At 73.1% G+C, this 23,344-nt stretch carries 22 protein-coding genes; 10 read left to right on the top strand and 12 right to left on the bottom strand.

Annotated features, from left to right (window positions below):
• Window positions 1-38 precede the first annotated feature (38 nt).
• Window positions 39-1,226: an MFS transporter gene (locus ACH47X_RS01375; protein WP_397400688.1), complete on the top strand. Its 1,188-nt coding sequence runs from the start codon at window positions 39-41 to the stop codon at window positions 1,224-1,226.
• 43 nt (window positions 1,227-1,269) lie between these two features.
• Complete coding sequence (locus ACH47X_RS01370; RefSeq protein ID WP_397400686.1) at window positions 1,270-2,286, top strand: DNA polymerase III subunit beta family protein; 1,017 nt, start codon at window positions 1,270-1,272, stop codon at window positions 2,284-2,286.
• A 74-nt stretch (window positions 2,287-2,360) separates the two neighbouring features.
• Here the strand turns inward: ACH47X_RS01370 and ACH47X_RS01365 are convergent, their stop codons facing one another.
• The gene (locus tag ACH47X_RS01365; RefSeq protein WP_397400684.1) at window positions 2,361-2,687 is read right to left on the bottom strand and encodes a hypothetical protein; all 327 of its coding nucleotides are present in this window, start codon (window positions 2,685-2,687) and stop codon (window positions 2,361-2,363) included.
• Between the two features lie 65 nt (window positions 2,688-2,752).
• Complete coding sequence (locus tag ACH47X_RS01360) at window positions 2,753-4,096, bottom strand: MFS transporter (protein WP_397400682.1); 1,344 nt, start codon at window positions 4,094-4,096, stop codon at window positions 2,753-2,755.
• A 128-nt stretch (window positions 4,097-4,224) separates the two neighbouring features.
• Here ACH47X_RS01360 and ACH47X_RS01355 point away from each other — a divergent pair, with 128 nt between their 5' ends.
• The 3 genes from ACH47X_RS01355 to ACH47X_RS01345 all read left to right on the top strand — a co-directional run bounded on the left by ACH47X_RS01355 (window position 4,225) and on the right by ACH47X_RS01345 (window position 8,846).
• Window positions 4,225-4,686, top strand: coding sequence for an SRPBCC domain-containing protein (locus tag ACH47X_RS01355; protein ID WP_397400680.1), 462 nt, complete (start codon window positions 4,225-4,227; stop codon window positions 4,684-4,686).
• 69 nt (window positions 4,687-4,755) lie between these two features.
• Window positions 4,756-5,385, top strand: coding sequence for a dihydrofolate reductase family protein (locus tag ACH47X_RS01350; protein WP_397400678.1), 630 nt, complete (start codon window positions 4,756-4,758; stop codon window positions 5,383-5,385).
• Between the two features lie 236 nt (window positions 5,386-5,621).
• Complete coding sequence (locus tag ACH47X_RS01345) at window positions 5,622-8,846, top strand: discoidin domain-containing protein (RefSeq protein ID WP_397400676.1); 3,225 nt, start codon at window positions 5,622-5,624, stop codon at window positions 8,844-8,846.
• 135 nt (window positions 8,847-8,981) lie between these two features.
• Here ACH47X_RS01345 and ACH47X_RS01340 read toward each other — a convergent pair whose 3' ends face one another.
• Genes ACH47X_RS01340 through ACH47X_RS01330 form a run of 3 tightly spaced genes read right to left on the bottom strand, consistent with a single transcriptional unit; the run spans window position 8,982 to window position 10,568 of the window.
• Window positions 8,982-9,182 (bottom strand): hypothetical protein, encoded by a 201-nt coding sequence (locus tag ACH47X_RS01340; RefSeq protein WP_397400674.1) that lies wholly within the window; start codon window positions 9,180-9,182, stop codon window positions 8,982-8,984.
• Between the two features lie 28 nt (window positions 9,183-9,210).
• Window positions 9,211-9,501: a UBP-type zinc finger domain-containing protein gene (locus ACH47X_RS01335; RefSeq protein ID WP_036960023.1), complete on the bottom strand. Its 291-nt coding sequence runs from the start codon at window positions 9,499-9,501 to the stop codon at window positions 9,211-9,213.
• A gap of 41 nt (window positions 9,502-9,542) precedes the next feature.
• The gene (locus ACH47X_RS01330) at window positions 9,543-10,568 is read right to left on the bottom strand and encodes a LacI family DNA-binding transcriptional regulator (protein WP_036960010.1); all 1,026 of its coding nucleotides are present in this window, start codon (window positions 10,566-10,568) and stop codon (window positions 9,543-9,545) included.
• Window positions 10,569-10,701: 133 nt separating this feature from the next.
• Here ACH47X_RS01330 and ACH47X_RS01325 point away from each other — a divergent pair, with 133 nt between their 5' ends.
• Complete coding sequence (locus tag ACH47X_RS01325) at window positions 10,702-12,987, top strand: family 43 glycosylhydrolase (protein ID WP_397401500.1); 2,286 nt, start codon at window positions 10,702-10,704, stop codon at window positions 12,985-12,987.
• Between the two features lie 85 nt (window positions 12,988-13,072).
• Here ACH47X_RS01325 and ACH47X_RS01320 read toward each other — a convergent pair whose 3' ends face one another.
• Window positions 13,073-13,957 carry a helix-turn-helix transcriptional regulator gene (locus ACH47X_RS01320; protein ID WP_397400672.1) on the bottom strand — a complete coding sequence of 295 codons (885 nt, stop codon included), beginning with the start codon at window positions 13,955-13,957 and terminating at the stop codon, window positions 13,073-13,075.
• A 176-nt stretch (window positions 13,958-14,133) separates the two neighbouring features.
• On the opposite strand from ACH47X_RS01320, the gene ACH47X_RS01315 reads away from it, so the two are divergent.
• Window positions 14,134-15,000: an SDR family NAD(P)-dependent oxidoreductase gene (locus ACH47X_RS01315; RefSeq protein WP_397400670.1), complete on the top strand. Its 867-nt coding sequence runs from the start codon at window positions 14,134-14,136 to the stop codon at window positions 14,998-15,000.
• A 129-nt stretch (window positions 15,001-15,129) separates the two neighbouring features.
• Here the strand turns inward: ACH47X_RS01315 and ACH47X_RS01310 are convergent, their stop codons facing one another.
• Window positions 15,130-16,023, bottom strand: coding sequence for an SDR family oxidoreductase (locus tag ACH47X_RS01310; protein ID WP_397400668.1), 894 nt, complete (start codon window positions 16,021-16,023; stop codon window positions 15,130-15,132).
• A 103-nt stretch (window positions 16,024-16,126) separates the two neighbouring features.
• Between ACH47X_RS01310 and ACH47X_RS01305 the strand changes: the two genes are divergently transcribed.
• Window positions 16,127-16,711: a TetR/AcrR family transcriptional regulator gene (locus ACH47X_RS01305; protein WP_397400666.1), complete on the top strand. Its 585-nt coding sequence runs from the start codon at window positions 16,127-16,129 to the stop codon at window positions 16,709-16,711.
• 5 nt (window positions 16,712-16,716) lie between these two features.
• Here ACH47X_RS01305 and ACH47X_RS01300 read toward each other — a convergent pair whose 3' ends face one another.
• On the bottom strand, window positions 16,717-17,493 hold the full coding sequence (locus ACH47X_RS01300) for an ABC transporter permease (RefSeq protein ID WP_397400664.1): 777 nt from the start codon (window positions 17,491-17,493) through the stop codon (window positions 16,717-16,719).
• Window positions 17,490-18,245 (bottom strand): ABC transporter ATP-binding protein, encoded by a 756-nt coding sequence (locus ACH47X_RS01295; RefSeq protein ID WP_397400662.1) that lies wholly within the window; start codon window positions 18,243-18,245, stop codon window positions 17,490-17,492. Before ACH47X_RS01295 ends, ACH47X_RS01300 begins: the two co-directional genes overlap by 4 nt.
• 113 nt (window positions 18,246-18,358) lie before the next feature.
• Between ACH47X_RS01295 and ACH47X_RS01290 the strand changes: the two genes are divergently transcribed.
• Window positions 18,359-19,456, top strand: coding sequence for a sensor histidine kinase (locus tag ACH47X_RS01290; RefSeq protein ID WP_397400660.1), 1,098 nt, complete (start codon window positions 18,359-18,361; stop codon window positions 19,454-19,456).
• Window positions 19,453-20,097 (top strand): response regulator, encoded by a 645-nt coding sequence (locus ACH47X_RS01285; RefSeq protein WP_397400658.1) that lies wholly within the window; start codon window positions 19,453-19,455, stop codon window positions 20,095-20,097. The genes ACH47X_RS01290 and ACH47X_RS01285 overlap by 4 nt, the downstream gene beginning before the upstream one ends.
• Window positions 20,098-20,100: 3 nt before the next feature.
• On the opposite strand, the gene ACH47X_RS01280 is transcribed toward ACH47X_RS01285, so the two are convergent.
• The 3 genes from ACH47X_RS01280 to ACH47X_RS01270 are packed head-to-tail and all read right to left on the bottom strand — an operon-like array spanning window position 20,101 to window position 23,251.
• Window positions 20,101-20,997: a carbohydrate ABC transporter permease gene (locus ACH47X_RS01280; protein ID WP_397400656.1), complete on the bottom strand. Its 897-nt coding sequence runs from the start codon at window positions 20,995-20,997 to the stop codon at window positions 20,101-20,103.
• Window positions 20,994-21,923 carry a carbohydrate ABC transporter permease gene (locus ACH47X_RS01275; RefSeq protein WP_397400654.1) on the bottom strand — a complete coding sequence of 310 codons (930 nt, stop codon included), beginning with the start codon at window positions 21,921-21,923 and terminating at the stop codon, window positions 20,994-20,996. The genes ACH47X_RS01280 and ACH47X_RS01275 overlap by 4 nt, the downstream gene beginning before the upstream one ends.
• Window positions 21,920-23,251, bottom strand: coding sequence for an ABC transporter substrate-binding protein (locus tag ACH47X_RS01270; protein ID WP_397400652.1), 1,332 nt, complete (start codon window positions 23,249-23,251; stop codon window positions 21,920-21,922). Before ACH47X_RS01270 ends, ACH47X_RS01275 begins: the two co-directional genes overlap by 4 nt.
• Window positions 23,252-23,344 lie beyond the last annotated feature (93 nt).

Here is a 23,344-nt window from a genome sequence, read left to right as displayed (position 1 = left end):
GTTGACCCTCGACCCGCTCGACCCTCCAGGGTCCAGCCATGCCCACTCCGCTCCCCCGCACCTGGCTCGTCTTTCTCGCCGCGAGCACCCTCAGCCAGCTCGGCGACGCCGTCCTCTGGTTCGCCCTCGGCTGGGCCGCGGCGTCGCACGGCGGCCAGGTGGCCGCGCTCGTCCTGACGGCGTCCGGCCTGCCCCGGCTGCTCCTGGTGCTCGTGGGCGGCTCCGTCGCGGACCGCGTCGGCGCCCGGCGCCTGCTCCTGTGCACCGAGGCCGTCATGGTCGCGGTCTGCCTCGCGCTGGCGTTCGGCCTGGACGATGCCGGGCCGGCGCCGTGGCTCCTTGCCACCGCAGGCCTGGCCTCCGGCGTTGTGTCGGCGTTCTCCCTGCCCGCCCTCGGTTCGATGCCCCGCCGCCTGGTCGACGACGCCGCGCTCCCCCGGGCGATGGCCCTGCGCCAAGGCCTGGGCCAAGCCGTACTGCTCGCCGGCGCACCGCTCGGCGGCATCCTGGTCGCCACGGTGGGTCTGCCCACGATCGCGGTGGCCGACGCCGTCTGCTTCGCCGCCGTGCTCGTCGTCGTAGCCGTGCTCCGGCCCCGGCGCGAGGTCGTCGCCGGCACGGAACGGTTCTGGCGGTCCCTGTCCGACGGCGCCCGCGTGGTCGCCCGGACCCGCGGCCTGGCGGGGGCGCTCGTGCTGACCGGCACCGTGGCCGCCGTCGTGCTGCCGGTGTCGGCGTTGCTCGTGCCCCTGCTCGGACGGGAGTCCGGATGGAGCGCGGGCACGACCGGGCTCGTGGTCGCCGCGCAGGCGGCGGGATCGATCGGCGTCGCGCTCGTCGTGGCCCGGACCGGGACGGCGGGCGCGACCTGGCGGGCCGTGGCCCTGGGGCTGGCCGTGGCGGCGACAGGCGTGGCGCTTGTCGCCGCCTCGGGCGAGGGCGCACCGGCCCTGACCGCCGGCGCGGCCGCCGTCGTCGGGGTGGGGACGGGTGTCGCCGTCGCGCACCTGGCGCCGTTCGTGCTGGGCAGCGCGCCACGCACCCACCTGGCACGCGTCCAGGCGTGGACGGCACTGGCGCAGCTCGCACCGGTCGTGGTGTCCAACAACCTGCTCGGAGCCCTGGCCGAGCAAGCCTCCCCGGGCGCCGCCCTGTGCTGCTGCGCCGTCACGCTCGGGGTGTGCGCGCTAGCGGCCACCCGGCTCCGGGCGGCGACGCCGTCGTGACCGGACTGGACCCTCGACCGGGTCGAGGGTCGATGCTGTACCCGTGCACCACGTCACGCTGCTGACCGTCGGCGCGTTCGCGCGCGCCTCGGGCCTGCCCGTCAGCGCCCTGCGCTACTACGACGCCGCGGGCCTGCTCCGGCCCGCGCACGTGGACCCGGCCACGGGCTACCGCCGGTACGCGCCGGACCAGGTCGAACGGGCCCGGCTCGTCGCCCGGATGCGCCGGACCGGCATGCCGGTGTCCGACATCGGCCGCGTCATCACCGCCGACCCGGTCACCGCACGCCGGGTGGTCGACGCCCATCAGCGCCGGCTGGAGGCCGAGCTCGGGGCGGCGACCGCCCAGCTCGCCGAGGCGCGCGAGCTCCTGGGGGTGACGACCAGCCTCACGGTCGACGCCGTCGCGCTGCGTTCAGCGCTCGGGTCCGTGCGGCACGCCGTCGGCGAGCAGGCCGACTGGCCGGCGCTGCACGGCGTGCTGTTCGACGTCGGCGACGCCGCCCTCCGGCTGGTCGCGACCGACCGTCACCGGCTGGCCGTCTCCGCCCTTCCCGCGGCGGGCGTGGACGGCCCGCCGGTGCGCGTCATCGTGCCGGTCGCCGTCGTGGACGCCTTCCTCGACCGCCCGGAGACGGGGCAGGTCGGCGTGTCCCTGACCGCGGACCGCGTCACGCTGGGCGGCCTGGACGGGACGTCGATCGACGCGCTCTACCCCGACTACGAGGCGGTCCTCGCCGCGCACGGATTCCGGGGCGTCGAGGAGAAGGTGGGCACCTCCGTCACCGCGCCTGATCTCCTGTACCGGGTCGAAACCGCGAACGGGGCGGACGCCGGGCGGCGCGACCTGGTCCTGCTCGGCCTCGACCCCGCCGAGCTCCACATCGGCGACGCGCGCGGCACCGTGGCGTTCGACCGGCAGTACCTCGCCGACGCCGTCCGCTCGTTCGGCGACGCCGACCTGCTGCTGACGGCGGGCGAGCGCGACACCCTCCGCCTGGCAGCGGCGCACGGCCCGGACGCCGTCGTCCTCCTCATGCCGGTGCGGCTCGCCGCCTGAACCGGCACGCCGACTTCCCGTGGAACAAGGACCAGAGGTGACGCCGCCGGTCACGGCGCGGGCCGCCCGAGGACCTACCGGTCGATGCCGCCCGGTCCGGCGCCGTCGTCGGCCACCGGGTTCGCGGGCCGCCCCCGCCGTCCGACGACGTAGCCCGCCACCGCGCCGAGGGCGAGGGCGCCCGCCCCGGCGAACAGCGCAGGCCACGCCGACGACGGCGCGATGAACGGTGTGTACGTCGTCGCCGACAACGGCGCGTACGCGAACCAGCCGCCGGCGAACGGACGGGTGGCGACCCAGACAGCGACTCCGATCAGCGCGACCCCAACGAGGCCGAGGGCGGCGAGGACGAGGTTGGCGGTGCGCGCCGGGCGGGGCGACGGGGACGGGGCTGCGGTCATGCCGCCCATCGTCCCCGTGCGCCTGACCCAGGGCAACCGACTTCACGCGTTCTCTCGCGTCGGCCTCACACGCCCGACGTCGCCGACGGCGCCCCCTTCAGCTCGTGCAGCCTCGAACCGTCGGTGCTGATGTTCGCCGTCGCGGTGGCGATCGCCCCCACCAGGCAGATCACGGCGGAGTAGACGACAACGGGCCAGATCGCCCCACCGACCGCCGCGACCAGCGCCGTGCAGATGAACGGCGCGAGCCCGCCACCCAGCGTGTTGGAGATCTGGTAGCCGATGTTCACGCCGGTCGTGCGGGCCTCCGGGTCGAACATCTCGGCCAGCATGGTCTGCAGCGTGGCCTGCATGGCCACGCCGGGGATGACGAAGCCCAGGATCATGCCCACCCAGATCAGGATCAGGTTGCTCGTGCCGAACAGCAGGAACGTGGGCCACACCAGGAGCGCGAAGCCGACGCAGCCCGCGATGTAGACCTTGCGGCGGCCGACCCGGTCGGACAGCAACCCGTACGCGGGCGCGACGAAGACCTGCAGCAGGCCGACGATCATGGTCCCGGCGAACCCCTGCCAGGCCGGGATGTGCTGCTGGTTGACCATGTACGCGATCCCGAACGTGAGCACCACGTATCCGGCGATGCTCTGCGGGAGGCCGATGAGGATGCCCATGATCGCGTTCCTCGGGTGCCGGAAGACCTCGGCGATCGGGTGGGGCCGCACGCCGGCGTCCTGCTGGGCCTTCTTGGTGTCCTTGAACTCGTCGGACTCCTCGAGCTTGCTGCGGAGCACGATCGCGACGATGGCGAGCACCAGGCCCAGCACGAACGGGATGCGCCAGCCCCACGTCATGAACCAGGTCTCCGGCCCGAGCCCCAGGCCTGCCATCAGGCCGGCGGAGGCGACGTTGGCGATGCCGGCGCCGCTGATCAGGAACGCCCCGTACAGGCCGCGCCGGCCCACGGGCGCGTGCTCGACGACGAGCGTGGCCGCGCCGCCCATCTCGCCGCCCACGAAGAAGCCCTGGCACATGCGGAAGAAGATCAGCAGCAGCGGGGCGGCGATGCCGATCGAGGACTCCGCGGGGATCAGGCCGATGCCCGCCGTCGCGATGCCCATGCCGACCACGGTGATCAGCAGCGTCATCTTGCGGCCGACACGGTCGCCGATGGGCCCGAACACCAGGCCGCCCACCGGCCGCAGGAAGAAGCCGACGGCGAACGTCGCGAACGACGAGAGCTGTGCGACGACCGGGTCCTCGCCGGTGAAGAACACGGCCGGGAAGATCGCGGCCGACGCCAGCCCGTACAGGTAGTAGTCGTAGTACTCCATCAGCGTGCCGATCGCGCCGCCCGCGATGGTGCGCTTCTGCTTGCCGGTCAGCGGCTCCGGCGTCGACGTGCCAGCCACGGGTACCTCCGGGTCGTCGGGTGAAAAATGATGTGTGCATCTTGCCGACCCGTCGCCCCGACGTCTATGCCCCGAATGTTCCGTTCATTTGGGAGCGCGCCGGCCCTGGCGCCCCTATGGTCGTGAGCATGGGTAGAACCGACCGCGCCAGCCTGCTCGTCCACGTCGACCGGGCCGAGGTGTTCGCCGCGCTGACCGACCCCGATGCCCTGGTCGAGTGGCTGCCGCCCGCAGGGATGCACGGCCGGTTCGAGAACTTCGACATGCGCGAGGGCGGCTCCTACCGCCTGGTGCTGACCTACGACGACGCCACCGATTTCCCGGGCAAGACCTCCGCCGACTCGGACGTGTCCGAGGTGCGGGTCTCGCGGCTCGTCCCGGACGAGCAGATCGCGACGGACGTCGACTTCGCCTCCGACGACCCGGCCTTCCAGGGCACGATGCGGATGGAGTGGAACCTGCGCACGGTCGACGAGGGCACCGACGTCGAGATCGTTGCGCGCGACGTGCCCTACGGCATCCGCGCCCGCGACCACGCCGAGGGCATGACGTCGTCGCTGACGAACCTCGCCACCTACCTCGAGCCGTGACCCGATGAGTCTGCCGCTCCCGGCGGGTCCACCCCTCGTCGGAGAAAACGGAACCGCCGGGAGCACACCATGGGCATCATCCAGATCGAGCTGTTCGCGACCCTCGACCTCCTCGCGCAGGCGCCGGGCGGCCCCGAGGAGGACCCGGAGAACTTCCCGTTCGGCGGCTGGCAGGCCCCGCTGATCGACGCCGTCGTCGGGGACCAGATCGACGCCGCCTACGAGGGCACCGACGCCCTGCTGCTGGGCCGGCGCACCTACGACATCTTCGCCGGGTACTGGCCGCAGCAGGAGGGCGTGCCCGGCCTCGAGATCGCCACGCTGTTCAACCGCGTCCCCAAGTACGTGGCCTCGCGCGGCACGCCCGACCTGTCCTGGGCCGGGTCCACGCAGCTCGGCCCGGACCTGCCGGCCGCCGTCCGCGAGATCCGGGACCGGCACGAGAACATCAAGGTCGTGGGCAGCCTGAACCTGGTGCAGACGCTGCTGCGCGAGAAGCTCTTCGACCGCCTCGACCTGTGGGTGCACCCCATCATGCTCGGCGTCGGCAAGAAGGTGTTCGACGGCGGCGCGGTTCCCTCCAACCTGTCGCTGCTCGAACCGCCGGTCGCCAGCCCGGCCGGCACCGTGCACCTGCTCTACGGCCTCGACGAGGGCGTGCCGGCCACGGGCGACATGGACGAGGTGGACCGGACCTGATCCGTGGGCGTGGCGGCTGGCGGCTGCTGGCGCCGGACGTAGGGTTCGTCGGCGCAAGAGCGCTCATGCGCCGACGAACCCTACGTTCGCCGGCCGGTCCCGCGAGCGCACCCACCCGCACCGAGCGCCGGCCGCCGTCTGCTGATGAACCTCATCAGGGCCATGGCCCCCGCGCCGCCCGTGCGATAGCCTCCTGACGGAACACCCGTGACAGCGCTGTCAGCCTGGAGGCACCGATGCCCACCCACCGTCCGCGGCTCCATGCAGGGACGCGACCGTTCCGCAGAGCGATTGCCGGGCTCGCCGTCGCCTGCCTCGCGCTGCCGATCACGGTCGCCGTCGTCACGCCGGCGCAGGCCACGGGCACCGACGCACGCAACGGGCCCGCGAGCACCCAGCCCGGCGCGTACGGCGCCCCCGACCAGACCGCCGCGAACTACTACGCGGCGCTCCTGCGGCACACCCGCTGGGTCGAGACCGTCTGGGACGAGTCGGCCGGCGTCTACCAGGCCAAGGACATGAACTTCGCGGTGGTCCTGGGCAACGCGGTGCTGCTCACGCACGGCGAGTACGACGCGGAGCTCGCCGGCGTCCCCGAGGACACGCTGCGCGAGCACACCCTGGCGACCATCGAGCACTTCGCCGCGAGCAACCGTCTCGTCGACCCCGAGGGCACCTGGGGCCGCCAGCTCTTCTGGGACTCGACCTTCCAGTCGTACTTCCTGGCCGCGGGCACGCTGCTCTGGGACGAGCTCGACGCGCGGACCCAGGCCAACCTCACGACCATCGCCACCGGCCAGTCCCGGTACACGGCCGACCTCGACTTCACCGACGACCCGATGTCGGGCAGCTGGACCACCGAGTGGCCCGAGGGCAAGTACCGCGGCGACACCGCGCAGGAGGAGGTCGGCGTCTACACGCAGGCCCTCGCCCCCGGGCTCGCCTGGGCGCCCGACGACGCCGACGCCGGCCGCTGGGCCGAGCAGCTCGCCGACTGGGGCCGCAACGCCGCGGGTCAGCCGACGGCGGACCGCAACAACCCGGCCGTCGTCGCGGGCAAGCCCGTCTCGTCGAACACGATGCACAACATCCACGACACGTACATCGTGGAGAACCACGAGTCGTTCGGGCCGCACTACCAGTCCGACTCGTGGCGCTCGGGCGCCCGCAACGCGATCCACTTCCTGCTGCGTGACGAGCCGCTGCCCGAGATCCTGACGCGGCAGCCCAACTCGGCCGAACTGTGGGAGTCCATCAAGCTGGTCATGTCCGACCAGGGCGAGCCCTTCATGCCCATGGTCCGGGACCGCGAGTTCCTGTACGGGCGCGACGTGATCCCGATGGCGTTCCTCGCGCAGGTGCTGCGCGACCCCGACGCTGCCCGCGCCGAGGTCAACCTCGCCGCAGCCCTGGCGGACTACCAGGCCTACCCGCCCGTGAACCGGCTGACCAAGTTCTCCGGCGAGCCCAAGTACGAGCCCGAGGCCCGCGCCGAGATCGCCATCTCCTACCTGCTGCACGTGGAGGCCGCCGAGTCGGCCGAGGGCCCCGTGGTGCCGACGCCGCAGGACGCGTTCTTCGAGCGGCTGTCCGGCGTGCGCGACTTCGGCGAGGTGCCCGGCCTGACCGTGCAGCAGACGCCGGACACGTGGGCCGGCGCCGTCAGCCGCAAGGGCTTCGTCAAGTTCCCCTGGGTGCCCGGGCACGACTCGTGGCTGTTCTACGCCTCGGGCTCGTCCACCTACCTCTACCCCGACTCCGGCGCGACGGTGAGCGACCGCAACGTGACCACCTACACGCAGCCGCGCGACGGTTTCGAGGGCACGTCGTCGGTGTTCCGGATCGGCGACGGGTACGCGGGTCAGGTCACGCTGCCGACCGGCGCCGCGGTCTACGCGTCGTCGGGCGCGGGGCCGGACGACGCGAGCCTGTCCGTGCGCAACCTCGCCATGGGCGGCTACGCCGGGCTGGACGGGTCGCGCACCTACACGACGGCGGAGGGCAGCACCACCGTCGCCGAACCGGAGCCGGACCCGGCCGACGTGAACGTGGCGCGCCTCGACACGCTCGACCTCGTGCCGCCGGACGCGACCGAGCCCGCCGCAGTGACCACACGGTACGTGCGCATGCAGGGCGTGCAGGGCCACCCGCAGTACGGCTACTCGCTCTTCCACCTGCGTGCCTTCGACCCCGCCGGCGACGACGTCGCGGCCGGGCGCCCGGCGACGGCGTCCAGCGCCGACACGGGCCGGCCCGCGAGCGCCGTGACGGACGGCAGCGCGACGACCCGCTGGGCGGTCTCGCGCGCCGACCGGACGCGCCCCGACTCGTGGGTGCAGGTGGACCTGGGCGCGCCCACGGACGTGTCCCGGGTGCAGCTCGGGTGGGAGTCGGCGGCGGGCGAGCGGTACCGGGTGCAGACGTCGGTCGACGGCGTGACCTGGCACGACGCGGCGTCGTTCGACGCCTCGGAGCCGCTGCTGTCGAGTGGCGGGTCCTGGTTGAACGTGGAGGGTTCAGCCGGGTTCGTGGTGCGCGGCGGCGACGCGCCGATCACGGTCTCGCGGGCCGACGCCACGCGACACGTGGTGCGGCTGGCGGACGGCGCGGCCGGCCCGCGCCTGGTCGAGATGGTGCCGGGTGACGCCGCGGCGACGTCGGCCCAGGCGGAGCGGGCAGTGCCGACAGCGGACGCCGCGGGCATCCAGGTCAGCCTGGTCGACGGTTACCTGGTGGCGTTCAACCTGACGGCCGACGACGTGTCGACGACGGTCACGGTGCCGCACGCGAGCGGGGGCGCGGTGCCGGTGTTCGCGGGCGAGCAGAGGATCGGCGCGGACTCGTCCGCCCTGGAGGTGACGGTCCCGGCGGGTGACGCCGTGGTGCTGGCGCCGCGGGCGACCGTGGCGGGCTCGCGCGGGACGACGCCGGAGGGCGTCACGGTCACCGCCGACGACGCCCGCACGTTCACGGTGACGGGCCGGGGTGCCGTGACGGTGCGGCACGCCGAGACCGGGGCGACCCGACCGGCCGCCGCGACGCCGCGCGGCACGACGGTGCGGTTCCCGGCCGGGACGCCGTTCCCCGTGGCCGACCTCGCGCTGAGCACGCTCACGTTCCCGGCGTCGGTGCTGCCCGAGGGCATGACGTCGCCGTCGGCCGCCGTGGACGGCGACCGGGACACGGCGTGGACGCCGGGGCCGAACGGGCGGATGGTGACCGACCTGGGCACGCCCCGGGAGATCGGCACCGTGGCGACGGACTGGACGCGGGGGCGGGCGCCGTCGGCGGTGGTCTCGGTGAGCGACGACGGGCTCACGTTCACCGACGTGGGGCCGGTGCGCCGCGACGGCGTCGTCGAGGTGAACCGCACGGCCCGCTACGTGGCGCTGACCACGACGTGGCGCCCGGGCGACGCCGGCCTCACTGCGCTCAAGGTGCTGAACGAATCTCAGAAGTAGTCCTTGACCTTGACCCGAGGTCAACCTGGGGCTCGTCGCCGCGGAGTCAGTCGAACGTAGGGTCCGTCGGCGCATGAGCCGTCTTGCGCCGACGAACCCTACGTTCGACTGCCCCGGCCTCACGGCCCTGCCGCGTCAGCCGGAGTGCCCGGACCGGCCCCGGCGGGCGGCCGCCACGATCACGACCACCCCGACCAGGGCGAGCACCGGACCGACGATCGCCCACAGGGTCACGCCCGTCATCGGGCTGCCGGCGAGGTAGCCGAGTCCCTGCACGGTGAACACGGAGCCCATCAGCACGAGGACGACGCCGAGCACGACCAGGCCTGACTTCATGGTTCCCTCCGGAGGGCCGCTGCCGGTGTCAGTACTTGTGGGTGCCCAGGGTGGTCGACGAGATCATCGCGTCGTCGGCGTAGCAGTAGCCCCAGCCCTCACCCGGCTCGACGGACCGCATGAGCGGGTGGCCGGAACCCTTGTAGTGCGCGGTGGCATGCTTGGCCGGGGAGGAGTCGCAGCAGCCCACCTGCCCGCACACCAGGCAGCTGCGCAGGTGCACCCAGGTGCCGCCGACGGCGAGGCACTCGGGACAGCCCTCCCGGTTCTCGGGCTCGAGGACCGCGACCTGGTCCAGGTGCGTGCACTCTTCGGTCATGGTCTCGATCCTCACGTCGCTCCAGCAGATCTGCACAGAGTCTAGGCCGCGGACGGCGGCTCGTGCGGGCCCGGTCCGGTGCTCTCGCGGGCGGTGATCGCGTGGGGCACCACCACGTGCTCGGCCGGGGCGTCCGGCTCGGCGATACGCCGCATCACGAGCCGCACCGCCTCCGCGGCCAGAAGGGGCAGGTCAGGGGTCACCGTGGTCAGGGAGGGCACGGAGAACTGCCCGTCCTCGATACCGTCGAAGCCGGCGACGGCCACGTCCTGCGGCACCCGCAGCCCGTGCTCGTGCAGCGCGCGCAGCGCACCCAGCGCCATCAGGTCGTTGAAGCAGAACACCGCATCGACCTCGACGCCGCGGGCGAGCAGCTGCGTGACGGCGTCCGCCCCGCTGGCCCGGTGGTAGTCGGTGCACTCGACCACGAGGTCCGGGTCGGCGGGCACGCCGGCCTCGGCGAGCGCGGCCAGGTAGCCCTCGCCGCGCAGCCGCCCCGTGCCCGCGCCGCTCTGCAGGCCGATCCCCGCGATCCGACGTCGGCCCAGGTCCAGGAGGTGCCGGGTGACGTCGCGGGCAGCCGCCACGTTGTCCACGCCCACGTGGTCCACGCCCGCCGGCTCCCCGTACTCCCCCAGCAGCACCAGCGGCGTGCCGTCGCGGCGCTCCACGACCTCCGCGACCGGCGTGACCAGCGGGCTGAAGAAGACGCCGTCGACCAGGTGGCTCGGCAGGCCGTCGAGCACCGCACGCTCCCCGGCCAGGTCGCCCGACGTCTCCTCGATGAGCACCGACTGCCCCACGGCCCGGGCCGCCGCGGCCAGCTCCGAGGCCAGCCCCGCGAAGTAGGGCGAGGTGAGCTCCGGCAACGCGATCGCCAGGAACCCCGCCCGCCCGTGCCGCAGGCTCCGGGCCGACGTGTTGGGCCGGTAGCGCAGCTCGGCGATGGCCGACTCGACGCGCTCGCGGGTCTCGGGCCGCACGTTCGGGTGCCCGTTGATCACGTTCGACACGGTCTTGAACGAGACCCCGGCGCGTTCCGCGACGTGGCGCAGCGTGACCCTCACCGGCCCAGGCTAGACCACCCCTTGCCGACGGCAGGTTATCCGTTGTAACTTCACGCGTGGTTATCCGTTGTAAAGGAGCGACGGCCACGTCACCGAGGACGTGGCGCGCAGCCGCCCGAAGGGACTCGTGACCATGGAGATCCGGCTCGTAGCCGCCCTCGCCACCGCCGCGCTGGTCGTCAGCGCCGTGGCCCTGCCCGGCACGGGACAGGCCGCGCCCCCGCCGTCCGGCACGACGTACACCAACCCGATCACCGACCCGTTCTCGGACACCTACGCCGACCCCGCGGTGATCCGCGGCAAGGACGGCTGGTGGTACCTGTACGCGACGAGCGACCCGCTGGTGACCGGCGGCCCGTTCGGCAACATGCACGTGGCGAAGTCCCGCGACCTGGCGAGCTGGGAGTATGTGGGCACCATCTTCGACGACGAGAACAAGCCGGCCTGGGCCGCGGACGCCTCCTACTTCTGGGCGCCCGACATCCGGTACGTCGACGGTCAGTACGTCATGTACTACACGGTCACCGACACGGCGGCGAACCCCGACGCCTGGGACTACACGATCGGCGTGGCCACGGCGCCCACCCCGACCGGTCCGTGGACCGACTCCGGAGGCCCGGTCCTGGACCCCCGCCCCGCGCCCGGCGGCGGCTACCTCAACACGATCGACCCGGCCCTCTTCGCCGACGACGACGGCTCGCGCTACCTGTACTTCGGCGGCTTCAACGGCGGCATCTGGGTCACGGAGCTCGACGAGACCGGCACCCGCGCCGTCGGCGAGCCCACCCGCGTGACCGTCGCGGACCGCTACGAGGGCGCCTTCGTGGTCAAGCGCGACGGCTGGTACTACCTCATGGGGTCGTCGGCCAACTGCTGCTCCGGACCGGTGACCGGGTACAGCGTGTACACGGGCCGGTCGCGCTCGCCGCTAGGGCCGTTCACGGACCACGAGGGCGTGGGCCTGAACGAGTCCCGCGTGGGCGGCACGCTCGTCGTCGCGCAGAACGGCAACAAGTGGATCGGTGTGGGGCACCACGCGGTGTTCTCCGACGTGTCCGGGCAGGACTGGATGCTCTACCACGGCATCGACCGCGACGACGCATGGCTGAACGAGCCCGGCGGCGTGAACCGCCGGCCCACCCTGCTGGACCGGCTCGACTGGATCGACGGCTGGCCCGTGGTCAACGCGGGGGCGGGCCCGAGCGAGGGCGCGCAGACCGCGCCCGTCGCGGCGAGCGAGCTGGGCATCATGAGCGCCGACCCGGCCTCCGGGCATGCGCTGCGCCGGATCACGGGCACGCTGACCCGGGGCACGGACGATTCCGGCGACGCCGGGTCGATCGCGCGGCTGGTCCCGGACCGGCGGCACGCCGCCGTCGTGCAGACGTCGCCCGCGCCGCGCGACGTGCGGGTCGAGACGGACGTGCGGCTGCCCGACGCCGAGGGCTCGTTCACGGTGCGGTTCGGCGGTGCCGGCCCGGCCGCGGTGTCGGTGCGGCTGGACGCCCGGGAGCGCGAGCTCGTCGTCGGGCAGGGGCGCCATCAGGTGCGGACGGCGCTGCCGGCGAACGCCGACCTGACCTCCTGGCACGTGCTGAGCGTCGAGGCGCGCGACGGCGTGGTCGCCGCGCGGCTGTCGTCGAGCGGGCTGGGTGACGTGGACGCCGAGGTGCGGTTCGAGCCGCGGACGCCGCTGCCCCGCAAGGCGCCGGTGCGTCTCGTGGCCGATGGCGCCGAGGCGGAGCTCGACAACCTGACCGTCGTCGCGGCGCACGATCCCGTGACCGCGCGTGTGGCCGAGCCGGAGCCCGGTGCGGTGACGTTCGCCGAGGAGTTCGACGGCGACCTGGACGCCGGCTGGCGCTGGCAGCACGGTCCGGCCGCCGTCGACGTCGCCGACGGTGCGCTGACCTGGCCGCTGACCGGCCACGACCTGGTCGGTACCCGGAACGACGCGCCCGTGCTGCTGCGCGACGCGCCCGCGGGCGACTACGTGCTGGAGGCCACCGTGCGCCTGCCGCTGGGCGAGGACACGGTGCGCAACTTCCAGCAGGCGGGCCTCATGGTGCACGCGGGCGACGACGACTTCCTGCGGCTCGGCTCGGTGGCGATCGGCCGGACGCGACAGGTCGAGTTCGGCAAGGAGCTCACGGCCGACGGCGCCGTGCGGTTCGGCGGCTTCGTCTCCGGCCCGGTGGCCGACACCATGCACCTGCGGCTGTTCCACACGACGGACCCGGCAACCGGCGAGCACCGGTACCGGTCGGCGACGTCGCGCGACGGCGAGCACTGGCGCTTCGGGGCCACGTGGACGCTCCCGGCCGACACCGACCCGGCGATCGGGATCTACGCGGGCGGCGGCGCGGCACCGGCGGTGAGCGCGGTGTTCGAGGACGTGCTGGTCCGCGAGCTGGGCTAGGCCCGGGCGCATCCCCGGGGCGCCCCTCCCCCTCCCCTTTGAGGCCTAAGTTTCTTCGCTTTGAGGCCGCTCAAAGCGAAGAAACTTAGGCCTCAAAGGGGGTTGGTCCATTGGCGGGGCCGGGCGTCGCCGTCAAGGACCAGCTCGCCAGGAGGCTCAGCGCCCGCTGGGACGGCGAGCCAGGCTCGGCCGAGTAGACGTACAGCGTCGTGTCGGGGTCGCCGGGCAGGGCGAGGGTCTCGTACTCGACGGTGAGGTCGCCGACGACGGGGTGCCGCAGCCGCTTGGACCCGTACGTGCGCTGGTAGACGCGGTGCTCGGCCCACCAGTCGCCGAACTCTCCGCTGGCCTCGCGCAGGTCCGCGATCAGCGCGGACGTGGCACGGTCCGCGGGGTCGTTCCCGGCCTCCAGCCGCAGGTTCTCGACGGCGGCCCGGGCCTGCTCCTCCCAGTCGACGAACAACGACCGCGCGCCGTCGTCGAGGAACATCCAGCGCGCGTAGTTGCGGCGCGGCGCCGGGAACCGCTCGAAGTCGGTGAACAGGGCCCGGCCCATGCGGTTCTGGGCGAGCACGTCGGCGCGGCGGCCCAGCACCAGCACGGGAACGTCGCCGAGCGCGTCGAGAAGCTGGTACAGCCCGGGGCGGACCCGCTGGACCGGACGGGTGCGCGGCCGCGCCGTCGTCGAGCCGAGCCCGATGAGGTCGGCCAGGTGGGCGCGTCCCGCCTGGTCCAGCCCGAGCGCCCGCCCGATGGCGTCCACGACCGACGGGGACGGCACGATGCGCCGGCCCTGCTCCAGACGGGCGTAGTAGTCGGTCGAGACACCGGCCAGGAACGCGACCTCCTCGCGGCGCAGGCCGGGCACGCGACGGACGCGGCTGTCGGCGGGCAGGCCGGCGCGCGACGCGTCGCCCTGGCTCCGGGTGCGACGCAGGAAGTCCGCCAGCTCCGTGTTCCTCTCGGCCATGGCTCCATTCTGGGCGCGCCGCTCTGCGCGGCGCACCCGTCAGGGTGGACCTCCGCGTCCTATGCGGCAGCGACCCAGGACGCAGGGGGCCGGGTATGGCGCTCGCAGGCCCTGTTCCGGGCGGAAGTCTTGACGGGTCGGCACGCCCGCCGACCCGACCTCCCGAGGAGACCACCATGTCCTACCCCGCCGACCGCCCCGCCACCTGGTTCGTCACCGGCGCCTCCCGAGGGCTCGGCCTCGAGCTCGTCAGGCAGCTCCTGGAGCGCGGCGAGAACGTCGCCGCGACCACCCGGTCCGTCGATCGCCTCATGGGCGCGCTCGACGACGTCGACACCTCCCGGCTGCTCGCCCTCACCGTCGACCTGGCCGACCAGGCGCAGGTGAACCGGGCCGTCGCCGCCGCGACGGACCGCTTCGGCACCGTTGACGTCGTCGTGAACAACGCCGGGTACGGCTACCTGGCGGCCGTCGAGGAGGTCTCGGACGCCGACGCCCGCGCGATGTTCGACGTGCAGGTCTTCGGCGTCTGGAACGTGCTGCGCGCGGTGCTGCCGGGTTTCCGGGCCCACCGCTCCGGGCACGTCATCAACGTGTCCTCGATCCTCGGCCTGCTCTCGTTCCCCGGCTGGAGCCTGTACGCGGCGGGCAAGTTCGCGCTGGAGGCGATCACGGAGTCGCTGGCCGCCGAGGTGGCGGACCACGGCATCCGTGTGAACCTCGTCGAGCCCGGCTACATGCGCACCGACTTCCTGCGGCCCGTGTCGCTCGGCCTGCCGTCGGACACGACCGAGGCATACCCGGCCGTCCGCGAGATGGTCGAGCAGCACCTCGGGATGCCCGGCACGCAGCTCGGCGACCCCGCGAGGGCGGCCGCCGCGATCATCGCCGTCGCGACGTCCGGCGAGGCACCGCTGCACCAGCTGCTCGGCTCGGACTCGCTGGGGCTGGCCGCCGGCCGCCTGCAGAGCCTGGCCGACGACGTCGAGACGTCCCGCCCGCTCGCGACAACGACGGACATCGCCGCGACGCCGCCGGCCTGAGGCGTCGCGCGCCGGGCGCCTGGACCCCTGACCGCCCGTCCCCTTTGAGGCCTAAGTTTCTTCGCTTTGCGGCTCCGCAAAGCGAAGAAACTTAGGCCTCAAAGGGGTCAGGGCCCACCGGACTGGCGGCTAGTGCTCGACCGGCGTCGAGTACGCGCCCGCGGCGATGTCCTCGACCAGCGTCGGGCCGGTCGGGGTCCAGCCGAGCAGCTCCCGCGTCACGGTGCTCGTCGCGGCCCCCTCCATGCCGAAGAAGCCGCCGATCCAGCCGAAGTGCGCCGCGACGTCGTCGGGCGCGATCGAGGCGACCGGGAGGCCGAGCGCCGCGCCGATCGCCTCGGCGATCTCGCGGCTCGTGACCCCCTCCTCGGCGACGGCGTGCAGCCGGGCGCCCGCCGGGGCCTTGGCGAGGCCGAGGGCCACGAGCCGCGCGGCGTCGGAGCGGTGCACGGCGGCCCAGCGGTTGGTGCCGTCGCCGGGGTAGCCGGAGACACCGTGCCGGCGGGCCGCGTCGGCGATCACGGAGATGAAGCCGTGGTCCCCCGCGCCGTGCACCGTGGGCGAGAAGCGCAGGCTCACCGCACGGACGTCGCGCTCGACGTACCCCAGCGCCAGGTTCTCGGCGCCGCCGCGCGGCGAGTCGGGGCCGTAGGACGACGAGGTGTCCGCCTCGGTGGCGGGCCTGCCCTGCGCCAGCGCGGCGGTACCCGCCGCGAACAGGAGCGGACGCCCGGAGCCGGCGAGCGCGTCGGCGAACGTCTGCACGGCGGCCCGCTCGGCGGCGTTGGACGCGGCCGGGTTCGCGAAGTCGTGCTTGTTGGCCAGGTGGACCACCGCCTCGGCGGCGTCGGCGCCCCGGCGGAGACCGTCGAGGTCGTCCAGGTCGCCGCGCTGCACCCGCACCCCCTTGGCCTCCAGCGCGGCCGCGGACGCGTCGGACCGGGCGAGCCCGGTGACGGCGTGGCCGTCCGCGAGCAGCTCGTCCACGGCCGCCGACCCGATCCAGCCGGATGCTCCGGTCACGAATACCTGCATGGTGAACCTCCAGTGATGTCAGTGACTGCTGTCAGTCACAGACATCACCATACGCGCGACGTCAGCCGCTGTCATCACATAGACTGGACGCATGGTCAGATGGCAGCCGGGCACGAGCGGACGGCTCCAGGCCGCCGCGCTGGAGCTCTTCGCGAGCAACGGCTACGAGCAGACGACGGCCGCGGAGATCGCGCAGTCCGTCGGCCTGACCGAACGCACCTTCTTCCGGCACTTCAGCGACAAGCGCGAGGTGCTGTTCCACGGGCAGGAGCTGATGGTCGACGCGTTCCTCGCCGGGCTGGTGGCCGCGCCGGGCGAGGCCACGCCGATGGAGCTCGTCGCCGCCGCGCTGGAGTCGGCGGCGGAGCTGTTCCCCGACGAGCGACGGGGCCACTCCCGGCTGCGGCAGAGCGTCATCGAGCAGAATCCCGCGCTGCAGGAGCGGGAGCGGCACAAGATGTCGGTGCTCGCCGCGACTCTCGGCGACGCCCTGCGCGGACGAGGCATCCCCGAGCCTGCGGCCACCCTCGCCGCCGAGTCGGCGACCACGGTGTTCGGCGTCTCCTTCACGCAGTGGATCGGCGCGGGCGAGCAGCGATCGATGGTCGAGATCGAGCGGACGGTGCTCGCCGAGCTGCGGAACCTGACCGCCGCCCGCCCTGCCGCGAAGGCCTGAACCCGTCATTCCCAGCGGAACAGCAGCCCGGCCGTGACGCTGCCGACCACGACCGTCACACCCAGGCCGACCAGGTGCGCCGCCTCGACGGGCGCCCCGACCCAGGCCGCCGCGAGCGCCTGGACCGCCGCGCCGAAGGGCAGCCGTTCGCCCAGCTCGGCGAGCGGCTCGGGCAGGCTGCCGGGGCCGCCGAACATGCCGCCGAGGGCGCCGAGCGCGAAGAAGCCGACGAGCCCGATCGCGACTGCCGAGTTGGGCGTCGGCGCGACGGCGGCCACGATCATGCCGACGGCGTACATGGCCGCCATCGCGAGGACGTAGACCCCGATCGCGGTTCCGAGGTTCGCGGGCGGGCTCGCGCCGAAGCCGAGGAAGGCCACGGTGAGGGCGAGCGCTAGCCCGAGCAGAGTCTGGAGCACGCTCACGATCACCTGGGCGACGAGCACCATCGCGGGTGACGCCGGTGTGACGGCGAGCCGGCGCAGGATGCCGGAGCGCCGGTAGTACGCGAGGAAGCTCGGCATGTTGATGACGCCGATGGTGGCGATGACCATGGTGAGCACCAGCGGCAGCACGTACGCCTCCAGCGCGGAGAACCCGGCGACCACCTCCTGGTCGCCTGCGGCCTGGGCGCTCGTCACGAGGATCAGGAGCGGCAGGCCGAGGGGCACGACGAGGCCCGCGGTGTCGCGCGCGACCATCTTGGTCTCGCAGACCACGAGGGTGAGCCAGGCACGCGGACCCGGCCGGTGTGCGGTGACGTGAGTGGCGGTGGTGCTCATCCGGCTGCCTCCAGCTGCTTTCCGGTCAGGGCGACGAACGCGTCGTCGAGGGTGTCCGCGCCCGCTCGAGCGGTCAGCTCGCCCGGCGTGCCGACGGCGACCAGGTGCCCGCCGTCGAGCAGCGCGACCCGGTCGCAGAGCCGTTCGACCTCCTCCATCGCGTGGCTGACCAGCACGACGGTCACGCCCTCGGCGCGCAGGTGCTCGACCGTGGTCCACATGCGGCGCCGGGCGAGCGGGTCGAGCCCGGTCGTGAGCTCGTCGAGGATCACGACCCGCGGCCGGCCCACCATCGCGAGCGCGATGGAGACCCGCTGCTGCTGGCCGCCGGACAGCTTCTCGAACCGCACGCGCCGCTGCTCCTCCAGGCCCACGAGGTCGAGGAGCTCGGCGGCCGGGCGCGGGTCGGGATAAAAGCTGCGGTACAGGTCCAGGAGCTCGGCGACCGTCAGCGCGCCGTGCAGGTACGCCTGCTGGAGCTGCACGCCCAGCACCTGCCGCAGCCTGGCCCGGTCCCGCCGCGGGTCCAGGCCGAGCAGGCGGACGCTCCCCCGGTCCGGCCGGCGCAGCCCCGCGATCATCTCGACGGTCGTGGTCTTGCCCGCGCCGTTGGTGCCCAGGATGCCGAGGACCTCCCCCACCTCGACCCGCAGGCTCAGCCGGTCGACGGCGACCGTGGCGCCGTACCGCTTGACGAGGCCCTCGGCCTCGATGGCGAGCGGCCGCCCGCTCCCGTTCGTGTCGCTGCTCATGCCTGACGACGCTAGGCGCGCCGCCCCGCACCGCGCCCGTGCCGCTGGTCAGGGATGTGAACCATGACTTTCGGCACGGGCCCGTCCCGACCCGCGCCCGTAGGGTGGCTGGCATGCGGCTCGGGACGGAGGGGTGGTCAGGTCTCGCGATGCTCGTGGTCGCGCTGGTCCTGGCCGGGCCGGTGCTGTTCGGGTACGCGGACGCCTCGATCCCGCGCGGCTGGTGGATCGCCCTGTTCGTGCTCCTGATGGTCAACCTCCTGGGCTCCCTCGTGCGGGAGCGCGCCGACCTGGTTCGGCACGCGATGTTCGCCACCGCCGTTGTCTCGTCCTGGGCGGTGGTGCTCACCGCGCCCCAGGTCGGGCTCATGCCCGTGCTGCTCGTCGTCATCGCGAGCGTCAGCGTCTACGTGGCGCCGCTCCGGGTGGGCTTCGTCGTCGTCGGCCTGAACACGCTGGTGCTGGTGGCGCTCGCGACGCAGCGGGACAACGGGCTCGCCGACGCCCTGATCGGTGTCGGTTTCTACGTGCTCATCCAGGTGGCGACGCTGCTGAGCTCGATGACGCTCATCCGGGAGCAGCGGCTGCGCCGCGAGCTGAGCCAGGCGCACGTGGATCTCCGCGCGGCGTCGGCCCTGTTGACGGAGTCGGCGCGGACGGCGGAGCGGCTGCGGATCTCGCGCGACCTGCACGACCTGATCGGCCACCAGCTCACCGTGCTCACCCTGGAGCTGGAGGCCGCCCGGCACCGCGACGGCGAGCAGGCGCGCGATCACGTCGAGCGCGCCAACCGGGTGGCCCGCGACCTTCTCGCGGACGTGCGCTCGACGGTGGGCGAGCTGCGGACGGCGTCGTCGGACCTGACCGAGGCGTTCCGGGAGGTGGTGCGCGACCTGCCCGACCTGGACGTCTCGATCGACGTGGGTTCGGGCGTACAGGTGGACGAGGAGCAGGCGGCCGCGCTGGTGCGCGGCGTGCAGGAGATCGTGACGAACACCCTGCGGCACGCCGACGCGCGGGCGCTGCGGATCGAGGTGGCCGCGGGCCCGGACGGTGTCGTGCTGACGACGCGGGACGACGGGCGCGGGTTCCGCGAGCTGGTGCCCGGCAACGGGCTGCGGGGGCTCGCCGAACGGTTCGAGGCGCTCGGCGGCGGCGTCGAGTTCGACGGCGGAGACGGCTTCCGGGTCACGGCGCGGGTGCCGACGTGACGCGGGTGGTGATCGTCGACGACCAGACGCTGGTGCGGCACGGCATCCGGGCGCTGCTAGAGATCGCCGACGTCGAGGTCGTGGGCGAGGCCGACGACGGCGCCGCCGCGCTGGAGGTGGTCGCCGACGTCGCGCCCGACGTGATCCTGCTGGACCTGCGCATGCCCCGGTACGACGGCCTGTGGACCCTGGACCGGCTGCGCGAGCAGGGCAGCGACGTGCCGGTGCTGGTGCTCACCACGTTCGACGACGACACCCTGGTGCTCGACGCCCTGCGGGCCGGGGCACGTGGGTACCTGCTCAAGGACGTCACGGTCGAGCAGCTCACCCGCGCCGTGCACGCGCTGGCCGGGGGCGGGACGCTCGTCGCGCCGTCGGTCACGGACCGCATGCTGCGGGCGCTGCGGGCCGTGCCGACGGCGAACGACGCCGACACGCTCGCGGTCCAGCAGCTCACGGACCGCGAGCTGGAGGTGCTGCGGCTGATGGCCGAGGGCTACACCAACCGCGAGATCTCCGGCGCGCTGTGCCTGGTCGAGGGCACGGTGAAGAACCACGTCTCGGCCATCCTGCTCAAGCTCGCGGCCCGGGACCGGACCAACGCGGTGCTGCGGGCGCTCCGGCTCGGCGTGCTGGGCTGACCCCTACCCCTTGAGGCCGCCCGCGAGCAGGTCCGCGCGCCAGAACCGCTGGAGCAGCAGCACCATGGCGATCAGCGGGATGACCGAGACGGCGGAACCGGTGATCACGAGCGGGTAGAGGTCCGAGTCCCCGGCGCCCTTCGACAGGAACGTGTACAGCCCGAGCGTGATCGGGTACAGGCGCTGGTCGCTGAGCATGATGAACGGCAGCAGGAAGTTGTTCCAGATGCCCACGAACTGCAGCAGGAACACCGTGACCAGGCCCTGGGCCATCATCGGCAGCACGATCGTGGTGAAGATCCGTGCCTCGCCCGCGCCGTCGAGCCGGGCCGCCTCCAGCGTGTCGGTCGGGACGGCCGACTGCGCGAACACCCGGCACAGGAAGATCCCGAACGGGTTGATGATCGACGGCAGCAGCACCGACCACATCGTCCCGGCCAGCCCGAGCTGCGCGAGCAGCAGGTACTGCGGGATCGCCAGCACGATGCCCGGCACCAGGACGCCCGCGAGGATCGCGGCGAACAGCGTGTCGCTCCCCCGGAACCGGAACTTGGCCAGCGCGTAGCCCGCCATCGCGGAGACGATCGTCGAGGCGACCGCGCCGACGCCCGCGTACACGAGGCTGTTGGCACCCCACTGCCAGAACACGCCGCCGCCGTAGGTGGCCAGAGCGGCAAGGTTGTCGGCGAGGCCGGAGCCGGGCAGGAACGAGAAGCTGGTGAACAGCTCGCGAGGCGACTTGGAGGCCGCGACCACCACCCAGGCCACGGGGACCAGGCAGTAGACGGCGCCCGCGAGCAGGACGATCGTCGCGGCCGGGGCGAAGCGTGGGCGGCGCCGGGTCGTGATGCCGGGAGCGCCGGCCGCCGTCGGACGCCGGGTCGCGGTGCTGGTGCTCATGAGGCGTCTCCGAACGTTCGGCGCTGGAAGAAGCGCAGGATGACCAGCGAGACGACGAGGGTGCCGACCGCCAGGAGCACGGACGCCGCGGCGGCGCCGCCCAGGTTGTCGTTGCCGAACGCCTCCTGGTAGATCGCCATGAGCGGCACCCAGGTGGACGAGATGGTGCTCGTCAGCGGGCGCAGCGTGGCGGGCTCGCTGTAGAGCTGCACGGTGCCGATCACCGAGAACAGGCCGGTCAGCACGAGCGCCGGCGCCACCAGCGGGATCTTGATGCGCCACGCGATGGTCCGCTCGTCGGCGCCGTCGATCCGCGCCGCCTCGTAGATCTCCTGCGGGATGGCCCGCAGGGAGGTGTAGATGATGATCATGTTGAAGCCGACGCCGGACCACAGCGCGATGTTCGCGAGCGCGAAGTACAGGGTCGGGTAGCCGAAGAAGTCGACGTTGCCACCGCCGAGCTCGCGGGCGACGTAGCTGACCGGGCTGGTGCTGGGCAGGTAGAGGAACCCCCACAGCAGGCTCGCGATCACACCGGGCACGGCGTACGGCAGGAAGATCGCCGTCCGCGAGAAGCTCGTCAGCCGCGCCCGTGGCGTGTCGAGCAGGAGCGCGAAGAGCAGGGCCAGGCCGAGCACGCTGGGCACGGCGATCGCGCCGTAGACCAGCGACCGGCCGAACCCCGCGAGCAGCTCGGGGTCGGTCAGGGCGGTGACGTAGTTCTCCAGCCCCACGAACCCCTCGGTGCGCCGCCCGAAGGCGCCCGCACCCTCGATGCGGAGCCCGCGGAAGCTGAGGTACAGCGCGTATCCGATGGGCACGAGCAGGAAGCACACGAACAGGACGATCGCCGGGGCCGCGAACAGCCAGGGGGTCAGCTCACGGCCCCGGCGCCCGCGCCTGCGGGCAGGTGCGACGGCGGTCATGGGTTCTCGACGGTGTACCCGGACTTCTCCAGGTCCGCGACCACTGCCGTCTGGGTGGTGCCGTAGACGTCCCGGAAGGACGTGCCGCCGAGCGCCGCCTCGTTCAGGGCGTCGCCGAAGGCGTTGGTGGCGACGTTGACGTTCGGCCCCCACACGACCGGGATGGTCGTGTCGTCGATGATCTGGTCGGCCACCTCGTAGAAGTCCTTCTGCTGCGGCATGAGCCGAGGCGGGTCGTTCGAGAGCGTCGCCTCCCGGCCCGCGTTGCCGCCCGGGTACAGGTCGAGCGTGAGCAGCAGCTTGGAGCCCTCGTCGGACGCGCCGAGCCAGGCGGCGAACTTCGCGGCCTCCTCGGCGTGCTCGGACTTCTCGGGCACGAGGTAGGTGGACCCGCCCAGGAACGGCACGGACGCGTCGCCGGGCGTCCACTGCGGCAGCGGGATCGAGGCCCACTTGCCGGCGGTGTCGGGTGCCACCGAGTAGATGACGCTCGGCGCCCAGGCCGCGGCCGCCCAGCTCAGGATCTTGCCGTCGTTGACCTTGGCGTTCCACTCCGGCGTGAGCAGCGGCTCGACCGTCAGGAGGTCGCGCTCGACGAGGTCCTGCCAGTAGTCGGCGGTCTCCAGCGAGGCGTCGGAGTCGATGCCGACCGACCAGGCGTCGCCGTCGGTGCCCCACCACTGCGCGCCGGCCTGCGCGGCCTGCGCCGCGAAGAACTCGACCTGGGTGGCCGAGAAGCTGGCGAGGTACACGTCGGGGTCGGCCGCGTGGATCTTCTCGGCCGCCTCCGCGTAGTCGGCCCACGTGGCCGGCGGCTCGACCCCGTACTTCTCGAACAGGTCGGTGCGGTAGGTGAGCATCATCGGGCCGATGTCCTGCGGCACGCCGTAGACCTGGTCGCCGAGCGTGCTCAGCGCCCAGATGTTGTCGGCCACGGCGTCGCGGTTCGGGGCGACGTCCTCGGTGATGTCGCGGACCACGCCCGCGGTCACCAGCGACGGCAGTGCGCGGTACTCGACCTGCACCACGTCGGGCGCCTCGTCGGCACGGTCGGCCGCCAGCAGCTTGGACGACGTCTCGGGCGTGCCGCCCACCTCGGAGAGCTTGATCGTGACGCCCGGGTTCTCCTTCTCGTACTGCTCGACGATCGCCTGGGCGGCCGGGTCGGCCTCCTTCAGCGACCAGGTCCAGAACTCCAGGGTGACCGGGCCGTCGTCGGACGCCGGCTCACCGGCGCAGCCGGCCAGCGCGAGGCCCACCGCGACCAGTGCGGCACCGGCGCCGAGGGCGCGGCGGGCGCGCCGGGGTTCACTGCTGTGTGTGCGCATTGCACATCTCCTTCGATGTGATCCGGCCGGACCCGGCGGCTCGTTGCGGGGGTCCTCGGGAAGTGCCCCTATGCTGATGGCAACGTTGCCATT

The sequence above is a fragment of the Promicromonospora kroppenstedtii genome (assembly GCF_044389675.1).
GTDB classification, from domain to species: Bacteria; Actinomycetota; Actinomycetes; order Actinomycetales; family Cellulomonadaceae; genus Promicromonospora; species Promicromonospora kroppenstedtii.
Note: the sequence above shows the minus strand (reverse complement) of the source record. Positions and strands in the feature narration are given on the sequence as shown.